The organism is Chryseobacterium sp. C2(2020), from assembly GCF_014218915.1.
GTDB classification, from domain to species: domain Bacteria; phylum Bacteroidota; class Bacteroidia; order Flavobacteriales; family Weeksellaceae; genus Chryseobacterium; species Chryseobacterium mucoviscidosis.
Genome location: NZ_JACLCT010000007.1, coordinates 1 through 19,504 on the forward strand (window position 1 = coordinate 1; position 19,504 = coordinate 19,504).

The window sequence follows — 19,504 nt, forward strand, 5'->3', positions numbered from 1 at the left end:
TTTTCATCTGACCAAATGTTTTGAAAGAAAATTTTAAAGTTTTTTCTGTAACCTTAACTCCTCTCTAAACCTCAATCATCCACTCCTGCGCTTCCCCGTTTAGGGACTGCAAAGATACTGATCTTTTTTATTCCCGCAAGTTTTATTTTAAGTTTTTTTTATTTTAAAATAATGAAGGAAAATACCAGAATCTCTTAAAAAAGATGCATCGCATCTTTTCAGGAATCGTAAATTATATGCTTGTCTAAAAGCTCTTCTGCGCTTACTGATCCTCTCTCGTTTTCAGTGGGGCAAAGATAACAACTTATTGTAACGCAAAACAAGTTTTGTTAACTTTAATTTCACTTTTAATTCATATTTATACGTAAAATACTGATACACTGTAATAATATTTTGGGGAAATTTAAACTAATGTTTGAGTTTTATTTGAAAACACTAAATAAAGGAAGTAACGACAGATATAATCTTTAATATATAATAGTCATACTTTTTACAAATTGACTTTATTATACGGTTAGAATCTACAATTACACATTTAATTCTACTTTATATTATGCGTAATAAAAAATCCCGAGAAGTTTCCCGGGATTTACAGTTTAAAAATTTATAGTGTCAGTTTACTATTTTTTCGCTTTTTCTTTTAGCTCTTCTTTGTCTTTATCGGAAGGGTTCCAAACTTTCACATCTGCGTTTTTATCAATTCCAGATAATATCTGTACATTGATTCCGTCACTTGCTCCCAATTTCACATAGACTTTCTTAAATTTACCGTCCTTCTGCTTTACCTCAACGAAAGGAAGGTCTTTTCCGTTTTTCTTTTCGTACTGTACTAAAGATTCATCTAAAAGCAAGGCATTTTTCTGGGAGTTCAGAACGATTTCTCCGTTGGCAGAAAATCCTGCTCTGATATATTCATTATTCGGATTGAAAACATCTCCTTCAACAGGAAATTTAATGGTTCCGTTATTATCTTTTCCTTTTGGAGCGATCATGGTTAATCTTCCCGGAAATGTTTTATTCTGAAGCGCGCCGATCACAATATTCATATCCATCCCCTGCTTTAATTTTCCAGCCTGAGCTTCATCAATTTCTCCCTGAAAGATTAATGAATTCAGATCTGCAATGGAACAGATGGTAGTTCCGGCGTTGAACGAGTTGGCTTCAATAACCTGACTTCCTACTTTTACAGGAACTTCAAGAACGGTTCCTGAAGCTTTTGAACGGATTTGGGTCGTTGCCAAGCCCTGCAATTCAGGAGTAGATCCCGTTTTTGCGATCTGTAAGGCTTTCTGAGCAGTCACTAATTGCTGTTGTGCGTTTCTCAAAGCCTGTTGTGTAGAATACAACTGCTGCTGTGCATTCAGAAATTCCTGCTTGGAAGCGACTCCCTGCTTGTAAAGTCTTTCCTGCATTTCAAACTGTTTGCGCATATTGTCTACATTCAGTTTTGCATTGCTGATCTGAAGCTGCTGATTATTAACATTTTGCTGTGCATTATTAACCTCAGAAAGATTCGGAACGATTCTTACGGTTGCAATTAGCTGCCCCACTTCCACTTTATCTCCTTCGTCTACCAAAATTTTATCTATAATTCCGGCAATATTGGGTTTGATTTCAATTTCTTCTTTGGGAACGATTTTTCCTGTTGCCATCACTTTATCTTCCATATTCTGAACAGACGGTTTTCTGGTAAGGAAAGCCTCACTCTCTTTAGAATTGGACTTTACAAGATACCCGATCCCCGAGAACAGCGCCACTGCAAACAAAAGCCCCAAAATGATATAAATGGCTTTTTTCCAAGTGAATTTCTTTTTCATATATAGTTTATTTTTTATTTAAATTATTTTATTCAGTTCTTAAAGCTTCAATTGGTCTGATTTTAACGGCTCTCTGTGCAGGAATCATCCCGATTATCAATCCCAAAACCACCATCACTGCCATTGCAGCAAATACGTTTCCATAGTTAACTGTAGGATTGTAGAACGGGAAGGAATCCTGTCCTTTTGTGGCAATATCGAGAATCATCAGAACAAAAATCCCGAAAATAAAGCCGAGCAATCCGGAAGAGAGTGTAATGACCACGCTTTCCAGAAGAATCTGGTTTCTTACTTCTGAAGGTTTTGCTCCTAAAGCTCTTCGGATCCCGATTTCTTTGGTTCTTTCTTTTACCGTAATTAAAAGAATGTTGGAAATTGCAATAACTCCGGCAAGAATGGTTAAAGTTCCCACAATAATGGTTAACAACTGCATTCCGGATAAGAAACCCGTCAGTTTTTTAAATTCTTTACCTAAATTAAAACTTCCGAAGGCATTGGTATCATCGGGCGAAACTTTATTTTTGGATTTAAGCTCCTGTTTTACTTTTTCCTCTACTGAATTTACATCTACATTGGGCTTGCTTACAATCGCGAACATATCAATGTTATCTGCTGCATTGTACATTTTTGTGTAAGTGGAAAGTGGAATAAAAACCGACTGATCATTTTCAAAACCTCCGTTTTTTTTGATCCTGAATACTCCGATTACGTTGAAAAAAATACCTTTTATATTAATGGATTTCCCCAAAGGATTTTCGTTCTTTTTGGAATCGAAAAAGTTTTTGTAGATCTCTTCTCCTATTACCGCTACATTTTTATTTCCGGAAATATCGGCATCGTTGAGATATCTTCCGAAAATCAGTTTCTTTTCTGAAATTTTATTTCCTACAGGATAATCTCCCGTTAAAGAATAGGTTCCGCTTTTTCCGTTTCTGGACATTAATTCTCCGGGTGTTCCGGTAAAGCTTCCTCTTGAATTCTGAGGCGATATATAATCTATATCTGTGATTTTTCTTTTTAAAATGTCGATATCCGAAAGTTTTAGGTGCATCTGTCTTCCTTTTGGGAAACCGTCATAAGGAATGGATGTATTCTGCGCCCAAAGGAAAATAGAATTGGTGGCAAAACCTGAAAACAGCTTATCGAAACCATTTTCCATTCCTTTTGCAGCACCCAGCAAACTAACATACAAAAACATACCCCAACCTACTCCAATCATGGTAAGGAAGGTACGAAGCTTATTATTTCTCAAGGAATAATAAATTTCCTGCCAAGTATCTTTTTTAAATATAATGTTCATTTCTTAATGTCAATTTCTTTAATACTATCAATGGTCAATCTCTGCGAATCCATAGTCAATTTTTTTGAGATTAAATTCTCTTGCTAGGCAAATTCCCTATTCATTATTGACCATTCACTTTTTTTCATCATTCCGTTCTCAATGCTTCAATAGGCTTAATTTTTGAGGCTCTGTAAGCGGGAACAAATCCTGCAATCAGTCCTGAAAACACCAGTGCAATAAATGCGGCTATAATGTGTCCCCATCCTACACTCGGATTTTTAATGAAGTATTCTTCCAGATTATCTCCTATTAAATATAAAGCCAGAACGCCGAGTCCCACTCCTATTAAACCTGAAATTACGGTAATCACTACACTTTCCTGAACGATAAGCGCAACGATGCTTTTTGGTTTTGCACCAATTGCTTTACGGACTCCTATTTCTTTGGTTCTTTCTTTTACGATGTACACCATAATGTTGCTGATCCCGATAATTCCTGCTGCCAAAGTTCCCAATCCGATGAAACCGACAATTCCTGTAAGTACTGCCATGAAAGCAAAAGTGTCGTTCATATTCTGGGCGTTGTTCCAGACTCTGATTCCGTTTTCGTCATCGGGAGCTACATTTTTTCGAGCTTTTAATCGTGATTTTAATTCATCACCATATTTAATCGCCTGTTCCGGTGTTAATTTGTCGTTGTATGCAATATAATTAATGCTTACAGTATCCGAACCTTTCTTCATTTGCTGCAAAGTGGTGATCGGAACTGTAATATGTCTTTCGTCCCAGTCTCCGCCGTCGTCCGAGAATACTCCGACTACTTTAAATATGGTTCCGTTGATGTCCAATTCTTTTCCTACCGGATTTCCGTTTTTTATAAGGTCGCGCTGAACCATTCTTCCGATTACGGCAACATTCTGTTTTCTTTCGAGATCTGTCGGAGTGAGATAGCGACCTTCCAGCATTTTTCGGTTTTCGATGATCTGCTCTTCGGGTTTTGCCCCGTTAATCTGATAATTCCCGCTTTCTTTGCCATATTTTACCAGCAAATTCGAGGTATATCTCGGCGTAGAGCTTCCTACTTTTTCTTTATCAACATTCACCAGAAAATCGTAGTCATCATTATTCATTGTAACGAGACGATCGGATTGCAGACCGTTGTAAGCAATCGTTGTTTTTCCTGTTACAATGGAAATAAGGTTCTGGGCATCTCTCGCAAAGCCCTGTGTAAAAGCATTTTGCAGCCCAGTTCCGATTCCGAAAAGAACAATGAAAATAAATAATCCCAAAGCCACAGTAAAACCGGAAAGTACCGTTCGCAATACATTACTGCGAATGGAACTGAATATTTCCTGCCAACGATCTAAATCGAACATATTCTTAGGTTTGAAGCGGGAAGCGGGATGATTGAGGTTCTCCTGCTTTTCCGCTGATTTATTCTATTAATTAAACTTCTTTCTTCCAGCCTCCTGCCTCACAGCACCAACTGTTTAATAAACTCATCACTTTCAATAATTCCGTCGCGGAGAACAACATTTCTTTTTGTCTGCGCTGCCACATCGGGTTCGTGGGTAACAACAATGATGGTTTTTCCTTCGCTGTTGATATCCTGAAGCAGCTTCATGATGTCATGCGTAGTTTTGGAATCCAGTGCTCCGGTCGGTTCATCGGCAAGAACCACTTTCGGATCGGTAATTAAAGCTCTTGCGATGGCAACTCTCTGTTTCTGTCCTCCGGAAAGCTCGTTCGGTAAATGATTTGCCCACTGAGCAAGTCCTACTTTTTCCAGATATTCCATGGCTTTCTGATTTCGCTCTTTTCGCGGAACATTCTGATAATACAACGGAAGCGCGACATTATCCAAAGCTGTTTTGTAGCCGATAAGATTGAAAGACTGAAAAATAAATCCCAGAAACTTACTTCTGTACTCGGCAGCTTTTACTTCAGACAGATGTTCAATAGGAACTCCGTCCAGCTCATACGTTCCGGAATCTTTTTCATCGAGAATACCAATAATATTAAGAAGTGTGGATTTCCCTGAACCCGAACTTCCCATGATGGATACAAATTCGCCTTCGGAAATCGTAAGATTAATTCCCTTGAGAACGTGCAGCTTACTTTTTCCGGTATCGTATGATTTATGTAAATCCTGAATTACTAACATTAAGCGGTGTATGTTTTTTATACCCAATAAGTAGACAGAATTTTTAATTTGTTACGAATATTGAAAAAATCTTTATTTAATTAATTGTTTAACAGATAAACTCTTTATTCAAAGCACTTTTTATTTTTTTGTTTAATTAAATCCTGCCTATAATCACGTTTTTGTTAACATAATACTTTGTAAGTCAATATTTAAGGGGCTTTCATGTAAATGTGGAAAACTTTTAAGGCTAAAACTCAACGAATTAGTGTTTCGCCCTTTTTATTACAGTTCTTTTTTTCGAACTTTGTGCTTGCACAGATCAAAAAATAAATCGCTTCCGTGGTTGATAACTTTCACACATAAGTTGCACCAAATCAGAATATTGATTATTTTTTGAACGTTATCCACATTGATCTATTTATTTTAATTTTTAAGACATTTTAATATGGGAATTTTTGATAAGAGAGTAAGTTACAAGCCATTTGAATACCCTGAGGTTCTTCAATTTGTAGAGGCAATCAACAAATCGTTCTGGGTGCATTCCGAAGTGGACTTTACTGCAGATGTTCAGGATTTTCATTCGCAGTTGGAGCCGCACGAAAAACACGCTGTAAAAAATGCACTTTTAGCCATTGCACAGATTGAGGTGTCTGTAAAGACATTCTGGGGAAATCTGTACACTCACCTTCCAAAGCCTGAGCTGAATGGTTTGGGAGCTACTTTTGCAGAATGCGAATTCCGTCACTCGGAAGCGTATTCCCGATTATTGGAAGTTTTGGGATATAACGATGAGTTCCTTAACGTAGTTGAAATTCCTGCCGTAAAAAGCAGAATTGAATTTTTAGGAAATGCCTTAAGACACGCGAATTCTGCAACACCGAAAGAATATGTTTCTGCATTGTTGCTTTTCAGTATTCTGGTAGAAAACGTTTCTCTTTTCTCTCAATTTGCCATTATCCTTTCTTTCACAAGATTTAAAGGGTTTATGAAAAATGTTTCCAACATCATCGCATGGACTTCCGTAGATGAGCAGATCCACGCCAACGCAGGAATTTTCTTAATCAACAAAATCAGAGAAGAACAGCCTGATCTTTTAACAGACAGCGATATCGAAGATATTTATACTTTGGTTGATGAATCCATTGAAAGAGAAGGTGATATTTTAAGCTGGATCTTTGAACTGGGTGAAATCGACAATGTTTCTAAAGAAGATCTTTTAAACTTCATGAAATACCGTGTAGACGACAGTTTAAAGAAGATCAACATGAAAACAAGATACAACGTAACTCCGGAACAGTACAGACCGATGGTTTGGTTCGAAGAGGAAGTTTTCGCCAATTCTATGGATGATTTCTTTGCTAAAAGACCGGTAGATTATACAAAGCACGATAAGAGTATTACTGCGAACGATTTATTTTAAATTTTATGAACGTAATTACAGCTATTAAACCAGGACCTAAACCCGATAAATCAGACGGGACACCAGATAGAAGAAGAAGGGTCACGCCAGAAACGCAACCTAAACATCCCGAATTAAAACCTCATATACACAAACCCGGTGATTCAAAATAACTGGTTTTAAATTTTGCAAAAATACTTAACAAAAAATAAAATGTTGAGTAATTTAGAATAAGACTTAGTGATATAAGACTTAGTGATTAAAGCGCGAGCGAAGCGAGCGTCGAAACAGATAGTATTAGCGGCGTCATGCTGAGCCTATCGAAGCATCTAAAAATAATGATTCACTTAATATTCTTAAATTCTAAACCAAAATCTTAATGATTAAAATTTAAAATAATTAAGAATAGTTTAAGACGAAAATTCATGAAGAGATTGCTTCGTTCCTCGCAATGACAAATAATTAAATAAACAAAATTCCTGAGCCTTCAAACCGCTCGGGAATTCGAAAATATACAACAACAATGGAAGAACAAAACAACAACATATGGTGGCTCAATGAAGAGTCTGAGCAAATGCTGAACAGAGGTTATTTGCTGAAGGGTGAAACTGTAGACGGAGCCATCGACAGGATTACCACTGCTGCTGCCAAAAGATTATATAAGCCGGAACTTCAGCCTGCTTTCAAGGAAATGATCACGAAAGGATGGATCAGTTTCTCATCTCCTGTTTGGGCAAACATGGGAACACAGAGAGGTCTTCCTATTTCGTGTTTCAATGTTCATATTCCGGACAGCATTGAAGGAATTACCCATAAAATGGGCGAAGTCATCATGCAGACCAAAATCGGGGGCGGAACTTCAGGATATTTCGGGGAACTTCGTAACAGAGGAACTGCGGTTACCGACAATGGAAAATCTTCGGGAGCGGTTTCTTTCATGAAACTTTTTGATACAGCAATGGACGTTGTTTCTCAGGGTGGCGTAAGAAGAGGGGCTTTTGCAGCTTACTTAGACATCGATCACGGAGATATTGAAGAATTTTTATCCATCAAAGACATCGGAAGTCCGATCCAGAATTTATTTACGGGAGTTTGTGTTCCGGATTACTGGATGCAGGATATGATTGATGGCGATATGGAAAAGCGTAAAGTCTGGGCAAGAGTATTGGAAAGCCGTCAGCAAAAAGGGCTTCCTTATATTTTCTTTACCGATAATGTGAACAGAAATAAACCACAGGTTTACAAAGATTTAGGACTTACTGTGAATGCAAGTAACCTTTGTTCTGAAATCATGCTTCCTTCTACAAGAGAAGAGTCTTTCATCTGCTGTTTATCTTCCATGAACTTGGAATTGTATGATGAATGGAAAGATACAGACGCGGTAAAATTAGCAATCTACTTCTTAGATGCGGTTTTATCTGAATTTATCGACAAAACGGAAGGAAACTATTATCTTCAGGGTGCAAGAAACTTCGCAATGCGTCACAGAGCGCTTGGTTTAGGAGTTTTAGGATATCATTCTTACCTTCAGAAAAATATGATTCCTTTTGAAAGTTTTGAGGCGACACAATTCAATGCAAGAGCGTTCAGAAGAATCAAAGAACAGGCGGAACAAGCTTCAAGAGAGCTTGCCAATATTTACGGAGAGCCGGAACTGCTGAAAGGGTACGGATTAAGAAATACGACAACCATGGCAATTGCGCCTACAACATCAAGTTCTGCGATTTTAGGACAGACTTCTCCGGGAATTGAGCCGTTTGCTTCGAATTATTATAAAGCTGGTCTTGCGAAAGGAAACTTCATGCGTAAGAATAAATATCTTGCAAAATTACTGGAGGAAAAAGGGCTTGATAACGAAGAAACGTGGAGAACGATCATGTTGAATCACGGTTCGGTACAACATTTGAAGGAGTTAACGGATGAAGAGAAAGCAGTGTTTAAAACATTCAAGGAAATTTCTCCGATGGAGATTATTTCTCAGGCAGCCCAAAGACAACAATACATTGATCAGGCGCAGTCTCTGAATCTGCAGATCCCTTCTACAATGCCGGTAAAAGATGTGAACTATCTTTATATTGAGGCATGGAAAAAAGGTGTAAAAACCCTTTATTATCAAAGAAGTTCTTCTGTTTCTAAAGAAATGATGGTAAACTTTGTTACCTGCACAGCTTGTGAAGCATAAGATACTCAAATAATAAACATTACATATTCAATCGGGCACGCTTTTTCAGCGTGCTTTTTTATGTTAAGAAAAATTTTAATACAATTTTAACATACAGATAGAGAAAATATTTTTTTATCGTAATCATCTGTAAACATTGAAAATAATTCACTTTCAATCCCGAATCGGTGAATAAAATTATTGCATCTCTGTACTTTGATTATTTTTTGAAATAAAATATTAGTATATTTGCAAATATTTTTAATGATCATTTTTAAGATTTGTATCATTGTAAAATATACTACCGAAGAGTAAACTTCCATTAAATCATAAGATAAATATTATTTTATTAAATAAAAAAACACAACACTCTATTCATAATTTAATTACCAAAATAAAAAGTTATAGCTGTAAATAGATCCATTGAATCTGTTTACAAAATAAAAAAACACATAAAAAAACCTAATCAAATAATAGCTATTGGTAAAAAGCTTATCAATGGTATGAACACAAAAATTATTTCTAAAATGTACAAAATTATCACTCTAATTTTGGTAATGCTCTCTTATGGCATTACTGCACAAGTCGGTATTAACACAAGTTCACCCGATCCGAGCTCTTCATTAGACATTTCAAGTAATTCAAAGGGACTTTTACTCCCCAGAATCAGTAATCTTTCTTTGGTTACCAATCCTGCAACAGGACTGGTTATTTTCGATACCAACAAAAAATGTATCAGCCAGAATGTAGGAACTCCGGCATCTCCGGATTGGGTATGTCTATCTCCTTATTCCGCAAGATTTTTCTATATGCCGAGTGTTGTTTTTGATACGACTACCATCGCTGCCGGACAAACGAAAGATTTATATACATTGTATAAAAATCAGTTTTCGAATATTCCGTCCAATGCAAGAAGTACTTCGGCTCCGGCAACCATTCCTTTTTTTCCTAACGCAACGGATCTTTATTATTATGTAACAGGATATGATTCTACTGTATTCAGGATTAACAGCATCAGCAGTACGGGAGTTTTAAATTATGATGTACTGGCAAACGCTACACCTGCTTCTTTTATTAACATTGTTTTTGTCGTAAAATAAGTAAAACATCATGAAAAAGAATTTCAGAGGGCTATCGGTGATGAGCCTTATCTTTACTTTGCTTACTGGTCTCGTGTACGCACAGACAGACAGTACTGAAGTTGCGAGTATTTACGGATTTTATTCTTACTCAAGCTCATTAATGAATGCTTCTTCGGCATCTGAGCTTACCATACAGGGAAATGCTTCTCATACTGCAACAGGAGTACAGCTTACGCCGGCAAGCTCAAGTCAGTTCGGAGGATTGTTTATTAACGGCAGAACTTTTACTTCGGTAAATGGTTTACACGTAGAGTTTGAATACGATATGAAATCCGGCGCTGCGTTCAGCGGTTCATATGGTGACGGTTTATCTTTTTTCCTGTACGACGGATCTGTCACCAATCCTACAATCGGATCTTCCGGTGCAGGTTTGGGATATGCTTATAACAGAGCAAAAAATGATTATGCTTCATTCAGAAAACCCGGTTTATCGGGAGCATATCTCGGAATTGCGCTGGATGAATTCGGAAATTTTAAATCCAAACGTTTTCAGGGGGAATCCAGAGTTAACGGTATTGCCGGAGTAACATGGAGCCAGGGATCCAGCCACGTTACTTTAAGAGGAGCAAGAGGCGCCGCCATCAACAGCAATGGTTTAGGAGATGGCTACACAGGATATCCGGTTTTGGTAACCCGATCTACATTAAGCAATACAGGAACGGTAGGAAGAATATTACAGGCAGACAGATCGTATGCTGCAACCACCAATACACTGGCTTCTACTTTTGATCTGAGAAACGGAAGCGGAGAATTCAGAAAAGTATATCTGGATCTGATTCCTCATTTTGTAACAGCAACTACTACAGACGGATTTGATATAAAAGTGGATATTCAGACCACACAAAACGGAACACCGATTAATATTATTAATTATTATCATTACAAAACATCGCTTCCATACAGTGAAAATGCCAATCCTGCGGTAACAGATTTTAACAGTTCCGATACTGAGGGCGCGGCTACAAACCAGACTTTAAATGCTGCAGTACCTTCGGTTTTAAAACTTGGTTTTGCGGCATCAACCGGAGCAGCGTATCAACAGCATATTATCCGAAATGTGAAATTAACACTTCCCTATTCCGCTGTTACAAATGATGATGTGGCAACAACCTGTAAGCTTCAGCCGGTTTCGATTCCGGTTTTGGATAACGATATTGCCTACAAAGGCTCCATCAGTATAACAACTCCTCCTACAGGAAGTAAAAATAATATTGATAAAACTACATTCAGCTTTACAAAGACAAGTGATACTGATCTTACTTTATACCGCAGAAAAGTAACTCCGCAGGGAACATGGAGCTATAATAAAAGTACAGGAATTGTAACTTTCTATCCTTCAAGCGGCTTCACCGGAACTGCAACCATGACGTATACCGTGAAAGGAAAAACTTTAAAAGATTCTAACGGTAATATTGTTGAACCGTATGGTGACACAGCGTACAGATCGGTTCCTGCAACCATTACAGTTACTTTAAAGACAACAGGTTGTGTTTATTCGGTAGTTTCTAATAAAATGGTAACTCAGGGCATAAAGTAAACCTTAACTAAATTATATAACCAGACAGACCACAGAAATTTTCTGTGGTTTTTGTTTAGTCTTAAATGTAAAATATCATTTATATTTTTATAAATCTTATTATGCTTAAAACTATATTATATAAGAAATTACAGCATTTTCTGGGGAGATTTCACATTTTGTTACTAAGAATGATTATGAGAAATCACTGACCAAAAAAACAGCTCTTTGTACAGCTTATCATGTATAAATTATCCAATAATAACATCATCTATTCACCTGAGCTTGCTTTATTGTAATTATACTTAAGTCTTTTTAAGTCCATTATTCAAATCACTTTATAGAGATTAAACTATTTCTTAATTTTTTAATTTATATTTTATTTTAAAGCAAGACAAAATATAATAATTACGACCAAATTCATTCATAATCAAATTATTTAAAACAAATTTCAAAAAAGAGACAATTCAAAAAAGAGGTACTTTTGCAACATCAAATTTCAATACACATGAAAAAAAGAAATTGATGTAATAAAAACTCAAATCATGAACAAATTATTATTCACCCTTTGTGTAGGCTGTTTTTCCACAGCTTACTCCCAAAATCTTAATTTTACAGATTCGAAATTCAAAGCTTTACTTTTAAGCTCAAATCCGGGCAATCAGATTGCACAAAACCTTAGTGGAAATTATATTGCAATAGATGCAAATAATGATGGCGAAATTCAGGATTCGGAGGCACAGCAAATTAAAGTTTTAAATATAAAATTAAACGGAACTCCTGCTTTTAATAATCTTCCCGATCAAATTACAGATGCTCTTCTTTTTCCCAATATGGAAGAATTGTATATCAATGATACCAAGTCTGCAGTTATCAGTTTTACCAATAATTCTAAGATCAAAAAAGTTTTGTACACGGGAACGGGCGGTTTCACAGATAATACGGGAACTGCGCAAAATGTTTTGGTCGATTTTTCTTTTAATAGCTGTTCGTCTGTTCAAGATATTAATCAATTTTTATCTAATCTTAATCCTTACATCGGAACAACTTCTATATTAAGGTTTAATAATTGTCCGCAACTTATAGGAAATATTGTTTTAAACGAAAAAACAATCAAACAGCTATATCTTGAAAACTGCAATAACATCACTTCAATTACAGCAACTTCATGTTATCAACTTGAAAAATTACATTTTCAAAATTTAAATTCACTAACTAATATTTTGGTGAATGGGAACAGTGGACCTTCATTGAGTCAGGTTTATAATCAAAATATAGATCTTACAGCAACCAACTGCACGAATCTTGAAGAAATTGCAGCAGATACGGATCATTATTACAGTGTTGGAGCTTATTTTTCTTCAGCCAATGTAAATGGCTCCGCAAATCTTAAAAAAATCAAGGGATTAAATGCCTCTTCTATTAATTTTACAACGGCGGGATTAATGAACCTGGAAGAACTTGATTGTTCATTTTATAACAGATATGGTTATCATACAACTTCAGGAGTATATTTTGGAAATGTAGCTTCATTAAATCTTACAGGTTTACCAAAACTTAAAATTTTAAAGGCATTCAACCAGCCTATTACTAATGCTGTAAATTTCAGCACAGCGACAATGCTTCAGAATATTGATATTACAAATTCATGCGGCTATATGAACACAGTGAATGTGAATAATCTTGCCAATCTTCAGGCTCTAAAAACTGACAGATCTAATACGGTGGGAACACAGGGAAATGATGATCTGCAGAAAATTACAGCAAGAAACTGTACAGCACTAACCAATTTTATTTTTAGAAACAATCAGAATCTTGAAGAATTGGATATCCAGAATTGTTCCGGAATACAGAAATTATCTATCGGTTATTACGCGTCAATGAGTGATGGTATTTTCCCGGAATTAAATACAGTTAATCTCCTTCAATGCACAGGTATGAAAGAAATTACGATACAATCTACCAAAATAAATAATTTAAATACATCAGATTGTGTAGCCTTAACTTCTTTAGATCTGTCTGATAATAATTTTTTACCCTCCATTAATACTTTAAATAATATAAAATTAGAATATCTCGGTCTTCAAAATATGCCTTTGATTTCACAGGTGAATACAACAGCCAATAATAAGCTGGAAAACGGATATTTCATTAATTGCCCTCAAATTACACAACTGAACTTTTCAAGTTCACCAAGCTTCAAGTATCTTACTTTATGGAACATGGCAAATCTTACCTATGTAAATGTAAGAAACGGCTCCATTGAAGATGGTTTTGATTTTATAAATTACAATCCAAATTTGGCAATGTGTGTAGACAACGCTCAATTAACTGATTTACAAGCTCTTTATGCCGACATTACATTAACTACCAATTGTGGAGGTTTTTTAAGCACAAAAGATTCCGAAAACAGCAAAAAAGAAATCAGAATTGTTCCGAATCCTGTGAAAGATTTTGTAATGATAAAAGCTGAAGAGCCTATTAAAAATGTAAAAATAATTGATGTGCTGGGAAGAGTAATATACAATCAGGACTGCGATAATGAACTGATGAAAATTGACCTTTCCGCTCATCCTTCCGGAAATTATATTGTAACAATAAAAACCAATAAAACAGAGATATCCAAAAAGATTATTAAACAGTAATTCACAAACAGCAAACAGTTTTTTTTAAGAGAAGACCATGGAATTTTTCTGTGGTTTTTGTTTTATATTTGTTAAAAGAGTTAATCACTAAAATATTCAGATATGAAATTCGGACAAGTTGAAGATCCTTCAAAAATAGATTTTACATTACCTAAAGACCATCCAAGAACGAAAGAAATTTTAAGCCGCAATAAAAACGGACTGGAAAATATCTCCATCGGATGTGCAAAATGGAACAAAACAGATCTTAAAGGATTTTATCCTAAAGGAACAAAAGATGAACTTACGTACTATGCAACGCAGTTTAATTCTATTGAGCTGAATGCCACCTTTTACGGTATGCCGACTCCGGAACAGGTACAGACATGGAAAGAGAAAACTCCCGCTGATTTTAAATTTTTTCCAAAAATCACCAATACAGTTTCCCATTTCAGAAGGCTTTTAAATATAGACGATGTCGTTACGCAGTTTGCTACGGCGGTTTTAAACTTTGATGAAAAACTGGGAATGGTGTTCCTTCAGCTTCACGATAATTTTAAACCAAAAGATTACGAAAGGCTGGAAAAATTCGTGAAAAACTGGCCAAAGGAAGTTCCTCTCGCGATCGAGCTGAGAAATACAGAATGGTTTACCGATGAAGAGATTCTCAATAAAACCTGCGATCTGTTTGAAGAAAACAACATCACCAACATTATTGTAGATACTGCCGGAAGAAGAGATATGCTTCATATGCGTCTCACCACACCAAATGCGTTTATCCGTTACGTTGGAGCAAACGCAGAAAGTGATTATGAAAGGCTGGATGACTGGATGAAGCATCTCAGCAAATGGAAGAAGGAAGGACTTCAGAATCTGTATTTTTTTGTACATCAGAATATTGAAAAAGCTTCTCCGCTGCTTTCCGCTTATTTTATTAAAAAAGTGAATGAAGAGTGGAAACAGGATCTTCACATCCCCGAAATGGCAAAAGAAAGTACAGGAAGTTTATTTTAGAATTTAATAAATTTTAATTTTATTCACTATTAAGTGGGATAATGACAACAAAAAGTGCATTTTTAATATAAATAATTCACTTTATCGCCTGTAAAAAAAATTACCGTAAATCCTTCATTTATATTGTTATAATTACTAAATTGGGAAGTAGAGATTCATTAATGAATCAGCCAAATAAAAACCAATAACAGTATGGAAAAGGAAATTTGTACAATAAGTATTACGAGCAACTGGCTCGGTGACGAGTATACTTTTTATGAAGACGAAAAAATAAAAAGAACGTACGACAACAACAGTTTGAGTTCCGATGTAACGGAATGGCTGGAACCAAAACAAATCAGTAAACACAATAAAGATAAGCTGATTAAGAACTGCCCTGAAGAGCATAAAGAAAGAATCATGATTATTCTTGATTATCCTTAATCTTTTAAAAGCAATACAAAATCCCAACCTTTAGTGAAGATTGGGATTTTTTTATTTTCTTTTTCTGAGAAGCAGCATGATGTTGAGAAACAGCAGCAGAAAATCTAAAGTGATCCAGATTCCGAGCTTTACATTTTCATGATTATAGGCTTCAATCTGTTTTTTAGCCATATCGGAAAGCTTTGAACTCTGAATGATGTAATTCTGAACTTCTATCATCTGATCGATATTCTTATTCGGGACAGAATTCTGGGAGAAATAGACAAGATTTTTCTTTCCTAAATATCCCACAACCCAATATTCATCAGACTTATCCATTTTCAGATATTCTATTCTGTAATATTCCGGACGGATGGTTCCCAGATGTTTTGTGTCGATAACTTTCCCTACTTCCGTGTCATTAAGCGTAAGAACATAAAAATCCAGAGGCTGCGGAAGTTTATTAATCACCTGTAATGCCACAGAATTTTCTACAATGCCTATCGTGCTTTTCTTGATAAACCAATACGTGAAAATAGAAAACGAAAAAATGATCGTAACAATACGGAATAATTTTGCCCATTCTGCGCCTTTCCCTTTCTTCAGCTTAGAAAGCAAAAGAGAAAAAACAGAAGCCCAGAAAATGACCAGAACAATAAATACCATAGTGCAAAGATACTTATTTAAAGACTTTTAAAAGAATCCTATTCAACATTCCACTCTTTGTAGAACTGATCGAGGAATTTCAGCATAAAATCGTGTCTTTCTCCGGCAATTTCCTTTCCTTTTTCCGTATTCATCAGATCTTTCAGCAGCAAAAGTTTTTCGTAAAAATGGTTGATGGTGGTTCCGTTGGATTTTTTATATTCTTCCTTAGACATATTGAGTTTAGGCTTTACATTAGGATCATACATCGGATTATTTTTAAAGCCTCCGAAGTTGAACGTTCTTCCGATTCCGATGGCTCCGATGGCATCAATTCTGTCTGCATCCTGCACAATTTTCAGTTCAACAGGAAGATTTTTGGGAACTTCACCTCTGTTTTTAAAGGAAATATTTTTAATAATGAACAAAACCTGCTCAATTAATTTCTCTTCGGCATTCTGGCTTTCCAGAAAATCTCGGGAGACTTTTAAAGCCAGGGTTTCATCTCCGTTATGAAATTTGGGATCGGCAATATCGTGAAGCAAAGCCGCAAGTTCTACAACTTCCTGATTACAATTTTCTGTTTCAGCAATTTTTCTGGATAATTTCCATACTCTTTCGATGTGAAACCAGTCGTGTCCTGCTTCTGCACCTTCCAGTTTTTCTTTTACAAATTCTACCGTGTTTTCGATCAGATTCTTCATTATATCAATCATTTTAAATATTGGGCGACCAAAGTGTCGGAAAGAAAAAAACTTTTATCAGGAAATTTCATTTAAAATAATATTCCACAGTTTCTTATTGTAACTTCTGAAAAAATTAATGTGTCCGATCTCTCCTTTTTCCGATTCTGAAATTTTCACCACTCTGTAAGTTGGCTTAAGATTCGGATAGGTATCGTTCATCAGACTTTTTACCCCTTTTTCATTGAGCCATGCATCATCTTCAGCATATATTACAAATACTTTCTGTGTTAAATTTTTAGAATAATCCTCAATTTTCTCCAGCAATCTGTTGGTCGATTTTCTGTTTAAAATTAAGGTTCTCCAGTCATATGCGCAATTTTTCGGAAGACTTTCTCCGAGTCCGAACCAATTTCCCGGAAAATAGCCCAGTAATGCGGTGGTTAAAGGCTGGGCAATTCCAAAACCTAAATACGCTTCTATTTTTGTTTTGAATTTCAAATGTCCTATAAAAGCATTCTGCGTTCCTACAAAGAAAAATTCTTCAAACATTTCAGCATCTTTATTCATTCCTAAAATTAAAGCTCCCACGGAATGTCCTAAACAGTACTTTCGATAATCTGTAAAATTTTTCTGAATGTAATCTGTAACAGCTTTAAAATCTTCGGAACCCCAGATTCTCATCGAAGCATAAAATCCTCTCATATTTTCAGGTTTCGAAAGCCCGATTCCCCGATAATCGTAGGTAATAACGGTAAATCCTTTTTCGGAAAAAAACTTTGCAAATGAAAAGTAAATCTGCTGTTTTACTCCGGTTGCAGAATTGATAAGCAATAGTTTACGATTGCTTTTTTCAGGCGAAAATAAATGGGCAACTATTGAAACGTCATCAGATGCTGTAAGCTTTAGCTCTTTCATGGGTAAAAAAGAAAAAATCCACTATAAAAGTGGAAATTTTACTTTATATTTTATGTTAAGTTTAAAACTTTCGATATGTAACAAATAGCTTATGAAATAAAATCTGAAAGTCTGGGAAGGCAACATTGGGAACCTTTTGATTCAGAAACTCTTGCCGAAACTTCATTCCCGAATTTCACACACTCTTCTATAGAGTTTCTATGACACAGAGCAATAGAAAATCCTACCGTAAAAGCATCGCCCATTCCCATTTTATACGCAGTTTTATCCTTATCGTTTCTGCAATATTTCATTTCTGTACCATCAAAATAGATGGTAGAATTAATGTCATCTCTTACAAAAACTTTGTTAAAGTATTTTTTAAGAATGTCTTCTCTTTGATCTTCTCCGAAAACAATATGAAGTTCATTGCTTTTTACCACAATGAAATCTACATGATTTAAAATTTCATCGCTCAGACGCTGTGCAGGTGAAGCATACAATCCTACTTTTTTACCATATTTCTTGGCTTTTTTTATGGTATACTCAATTACCTTCATGGAGACTTCAAGCTGAAGAAGTACGAGATCTGCTGTATGAAAGTATTTATCTGCCGCCTCAACGTGTTCTACACTAAGATAATTATTGGCTGCAGGAACTACCACAATTGCGGTATTTCCGCCTGAAGTGGTTACATAAGCTGTTCCGGTGGCTTCACGATCCGTCTCAAAAACGAAGCCTACGTTCACATTCTCATTCACCATGTTCCTCATAATCTGCTGACCAAGCGGATCCATTCCAACACAGCCTACAAAGTAGACGCTTGCTCCCAAACGTGCTGCACCAACTGCCTGATTGGCTCCTTTTCCACCAAAGTAACTTTCGGATTTTCGGGCAATAACCGTCTCGTTCTCACAGGGAACTTTTTCGGTTTCTAAAACAAGATCTATCGAAGAGCTTCCTACAACGATAATTCTTGGCTGTTCTGAGGAAAAATTCATTAGTGTTTCTTATAGAATTAATATTTCGTGATTCTAACAAATTTATGACTTGAAATTTGAATTTCAAAAATAATTAATGAAAAATCAACTAATTTCAATAAATTCTGTTACGATTTTTACAGGATTATTATTTTTATCAAATCCAATATAACTTGCATAAAAACCTTCACCATACCCTGTTTCAAATGCAAAAATAGTTCCCGGATGATTTTCTGAAGGTTTTAGGAATGCAAACTGATCGATTGCTCCTTTTTCATCAAAGAAATATTCATGAAAAAATTCTTCATAGATCCCCATAAAATCAACACCCTTATTACGATACAATCTCTGTTCCAAATCGTTAAGACTATTCTGCGTATCCACATCCATAAAGCAGCCCATCCCGCTTTCTACGGGATATCCGAAAACCTCTCCCTCTGTAAGATCTTTTACGTTCTGCCCTTCTGTTGTCGCCAGTTTCCAGTCTGTAATTTCAGACTGGCTGAAAATAATTTCAGCATACGCCACACAATTGCTTTCTCTTTCCTTATGCAGAAGAACTGCAAAATCTCCTTTCGGAAATGGTATTGAGAAAGGCTTCATATCATTTGTAATCAGAGGATCACAGGCAACAAGTTTTCCGCTGGAAAGATAAATTTTCCCAACTTCAAAGCTTTCCAGTAATGGACTTTCTACGAAGTTTTTGGAGAACAGTTTTTTGATGTTTTCTATGTGTGTCATGTTATATTTAGACTAAGATGAAGGTTCAGGCTAAGCTCTAAGCTCAACCTTAACCT

16 protein-coding genes are annotated in these 19,504 nt (G+C 35.8%); 7 read left to right on the plus strand and 9 right to left on the minus strand.

Features of this window, described 5'->3' with window-relative positions; all coding sequences use genetic code 11:
- Positions 1-620: 620 nt before the first annotated feature.
- The 4 genes from H6W52_RS05825 to H6W52_RS05840 all read right to left on the minus strand — a co-directional run bounded on the left by H6W52_RS05825 (position 621) and on the right by H6W52_RS05840 (position 5,262).
- A complete protein-coding gene (locus tag H6W52_RS05825; RefSeq protein WP_116097014.1) occupies positions 621-1,817 on the minus strand; it encodes an efflux RND transporter periplasmic adaptor subunit in 1,197 nt (398 codons plus the stop codon).
- Positions 1,818-1,845: 28 nt separating this feature from the next.
- On the minus strand, positions 1,846-3,117 hold the full coding sequence (locus tag H6W52_RS05830; RefSeq protein WP_116097012.1) for an ABC transporter permease: 1,272 nt from the start codon (positions 3,115-3,117) through the stop codon (positions 1,846-1,848).
- A gap of 127 nt (positions 3,118-3,244) precedes the next feature.
- On the minus strand, positions 3,245-4,474 hold the full coding sequence (locus H6W52_RS05835; protein ID WP_116097010.1) for an ABC transporter permease: 1,230 nt from the start codon (positions 4,472-4,474) through the stop codon (positions 3,245-3,247).
- A 98-nt stretch (positions 4,475-4,572) separates the two neighbouring features.
- Positions 4,573-5,262 carry an ABC transporter ATP-binding protein gene (locus tag H6W52_RS05840; RefSeq protein ID WP_076395968.1) on the minus strand — a complete coding sequence of 230 codons (690 nt, stop codon included), beginning with the start codon at positions 5,260-5,262 and terminating at the stop codon, positions 4,573-4,575.
- A 427-nt stretch (positions 5,263-5,689) separates the two neighbouring features.
- Between H6W52_RS05840 and H6W52_RS05845 the strand changes: the two genes are divergently transcribed.
- The 7 genes from H6W52_RS05845 to H6W52_RS05875 all read left to right on the plus strand — a co-directional run bounded on the left by H6W52_RS05845 (position 5,690) and on the right by H6W52_RS05875 (position 15,523).
- Positions 5,690-6,664 carry a ribonucleotide-diphosphate reductase subunit beta gene (locus H6W52_RS05845; protein WP_076395970.1) on the plus strand — a complete coding sequence of 325 codons (975 nt, stop codon included), beginning with the start codon at positions 5,690-5,692 and terminating at the stop codon, positions 6,662-6,664.
- Positions 6,665-7,145: 481 nt separating this feature from the next.
- Positions 7,146-8,825 (plus strand): ribonucleoside-diphosphate reductase subunit alpha, encoded by a 1,680-nt coding sequence (locus H6W52_RS05850; protein WP_256038072.1) that lies wholly within the window; start codon positions 7,146-7,148, stop codon positions 8,823-8,825.
- Between the two features lie 482 nt (positions 8,826-9,307).
- Positions 9,308-9,904, plus strand: coding sequence for a hypothetical protein (locus H6W52_RS05855; RefSeq protein ID WP_228457537.1), 597 nt, complete (start codon positions 9,308-9,310; stop codon positions 9,902-9,904).
- A gap of 10 nt (positions 9,905-9,914) precedes the next feature.
- Positions 9,915-11,483, plus strand: a complete 1,569-nt coding sequence (locus H6W52_RS05860; RefSeq protein WP_116097008.1) for a hypothetical protein — start codon at positions 9,915-9,917, stop codon at positions 11,481-11,483.
- 524 nt (positions 11,484-12,007) lie between these two features.
- Positions 12,008-14,107 (plus strand): T9SS type A sorting domain-containing protein, encoded by a 2,100-nt coding sequence (locus H6W52_RS05865; protein WP_116097006.1) that lies wholly within the window; start codon positions 12,008-12,010, stop codon positions 14,105-14,107.
- 102 nt (positions 14,108-14,209) lie between these two features.
- Positions 14,210-15,100 carry a DUF72 domain-containing protein gene (locus H6W52_RS05870; RefSeq protein ID WP_116097004.1) on the plus strand — a complete coding sequence of 297 codons (891 nt, stop codon included), beginning with the start codon at positions 14,210-14,212 and terminating at the stop codon, positions 15,098-15,100.
- A gap of 192 nt (positions 15,101-15,292) precedes the next feature.
- Positions 15,293-15,523, plus strand: a complete 231-nt coding sequence (locus tag H6W52_RS05875; RefSeq protein ID WP_087705889.1) for a hypothetical protein — start codon at positions 15,293-15,295, stop codon at positions 15,521-15,523.
- Positions 15,524-15,574: 51 nt separating this feature from the next.
- Here H6W52_RS05875 and H6W52_RS05880 read toward each other — a convergent pair whose 3' ends face one another.
- The 5 genes from H6W52_RS05880 to H6W52_RS05900 form a co-directional block, all read right to left on the minus strand.
- A complete protein-coding gene (locus tag H6W52_RS05880) occupies positions 15,575-16,168 on the minus strand; it encodes a hypothetical protein (RefSeq protein ID WP_087705891.1) in 594 nt (197 codons plus the stop codon).
- Between the two features lie 38 nt (positions 16,169-16,206).
- On the minus strand, positions 16,207-16,851 hold the full coding sequence (locus tag H6W52_RS05885) for an HD domain-containing protein (protein ID WP_116097024.1): 645 nt from the start codon (positions 16,849-16,851) through the stop codon (positions 16,207-16,209).
- A gap of 57 nt (positions 16,852-16,908) precedes the next feature.
- Positions 16,909-17,748, minus strand: coding sequence for an alpha/beta fold hydrolase (locus H6W52_RS05890; RefSeq protein ID WP_116097002.1), 840 nt, complete (start codon positions 17,746-17,748; stop codon positions 16,909-16,911).
- 89 nt (positions 17,749-17,837) lie between these two features.
- A complete protein-coding gene (locus tag H6W52_RS05895; protein WP_116097000.1) occupies positions 17,838-18,728 on the minus strand; it encodes a PfkB family carbohydrate kinase in 891 nt (296 codons plus the stop codon).
- A gap of 84 nt (positions 18,729-18,812) precedes the next feature.
- Positions 18,813-19,448, minus strand: a complete 636-nt coding sequence (locus H6W52_RS05900) for a DUF4241 domain-containing protein (RefSeq protein WP_116096998.1) — start codon at positions 19,446-19,448, stop codon at positions 18,813-18,815.
- Positions 19,449-19,504 lie beyond the last annotated feature (56 nt).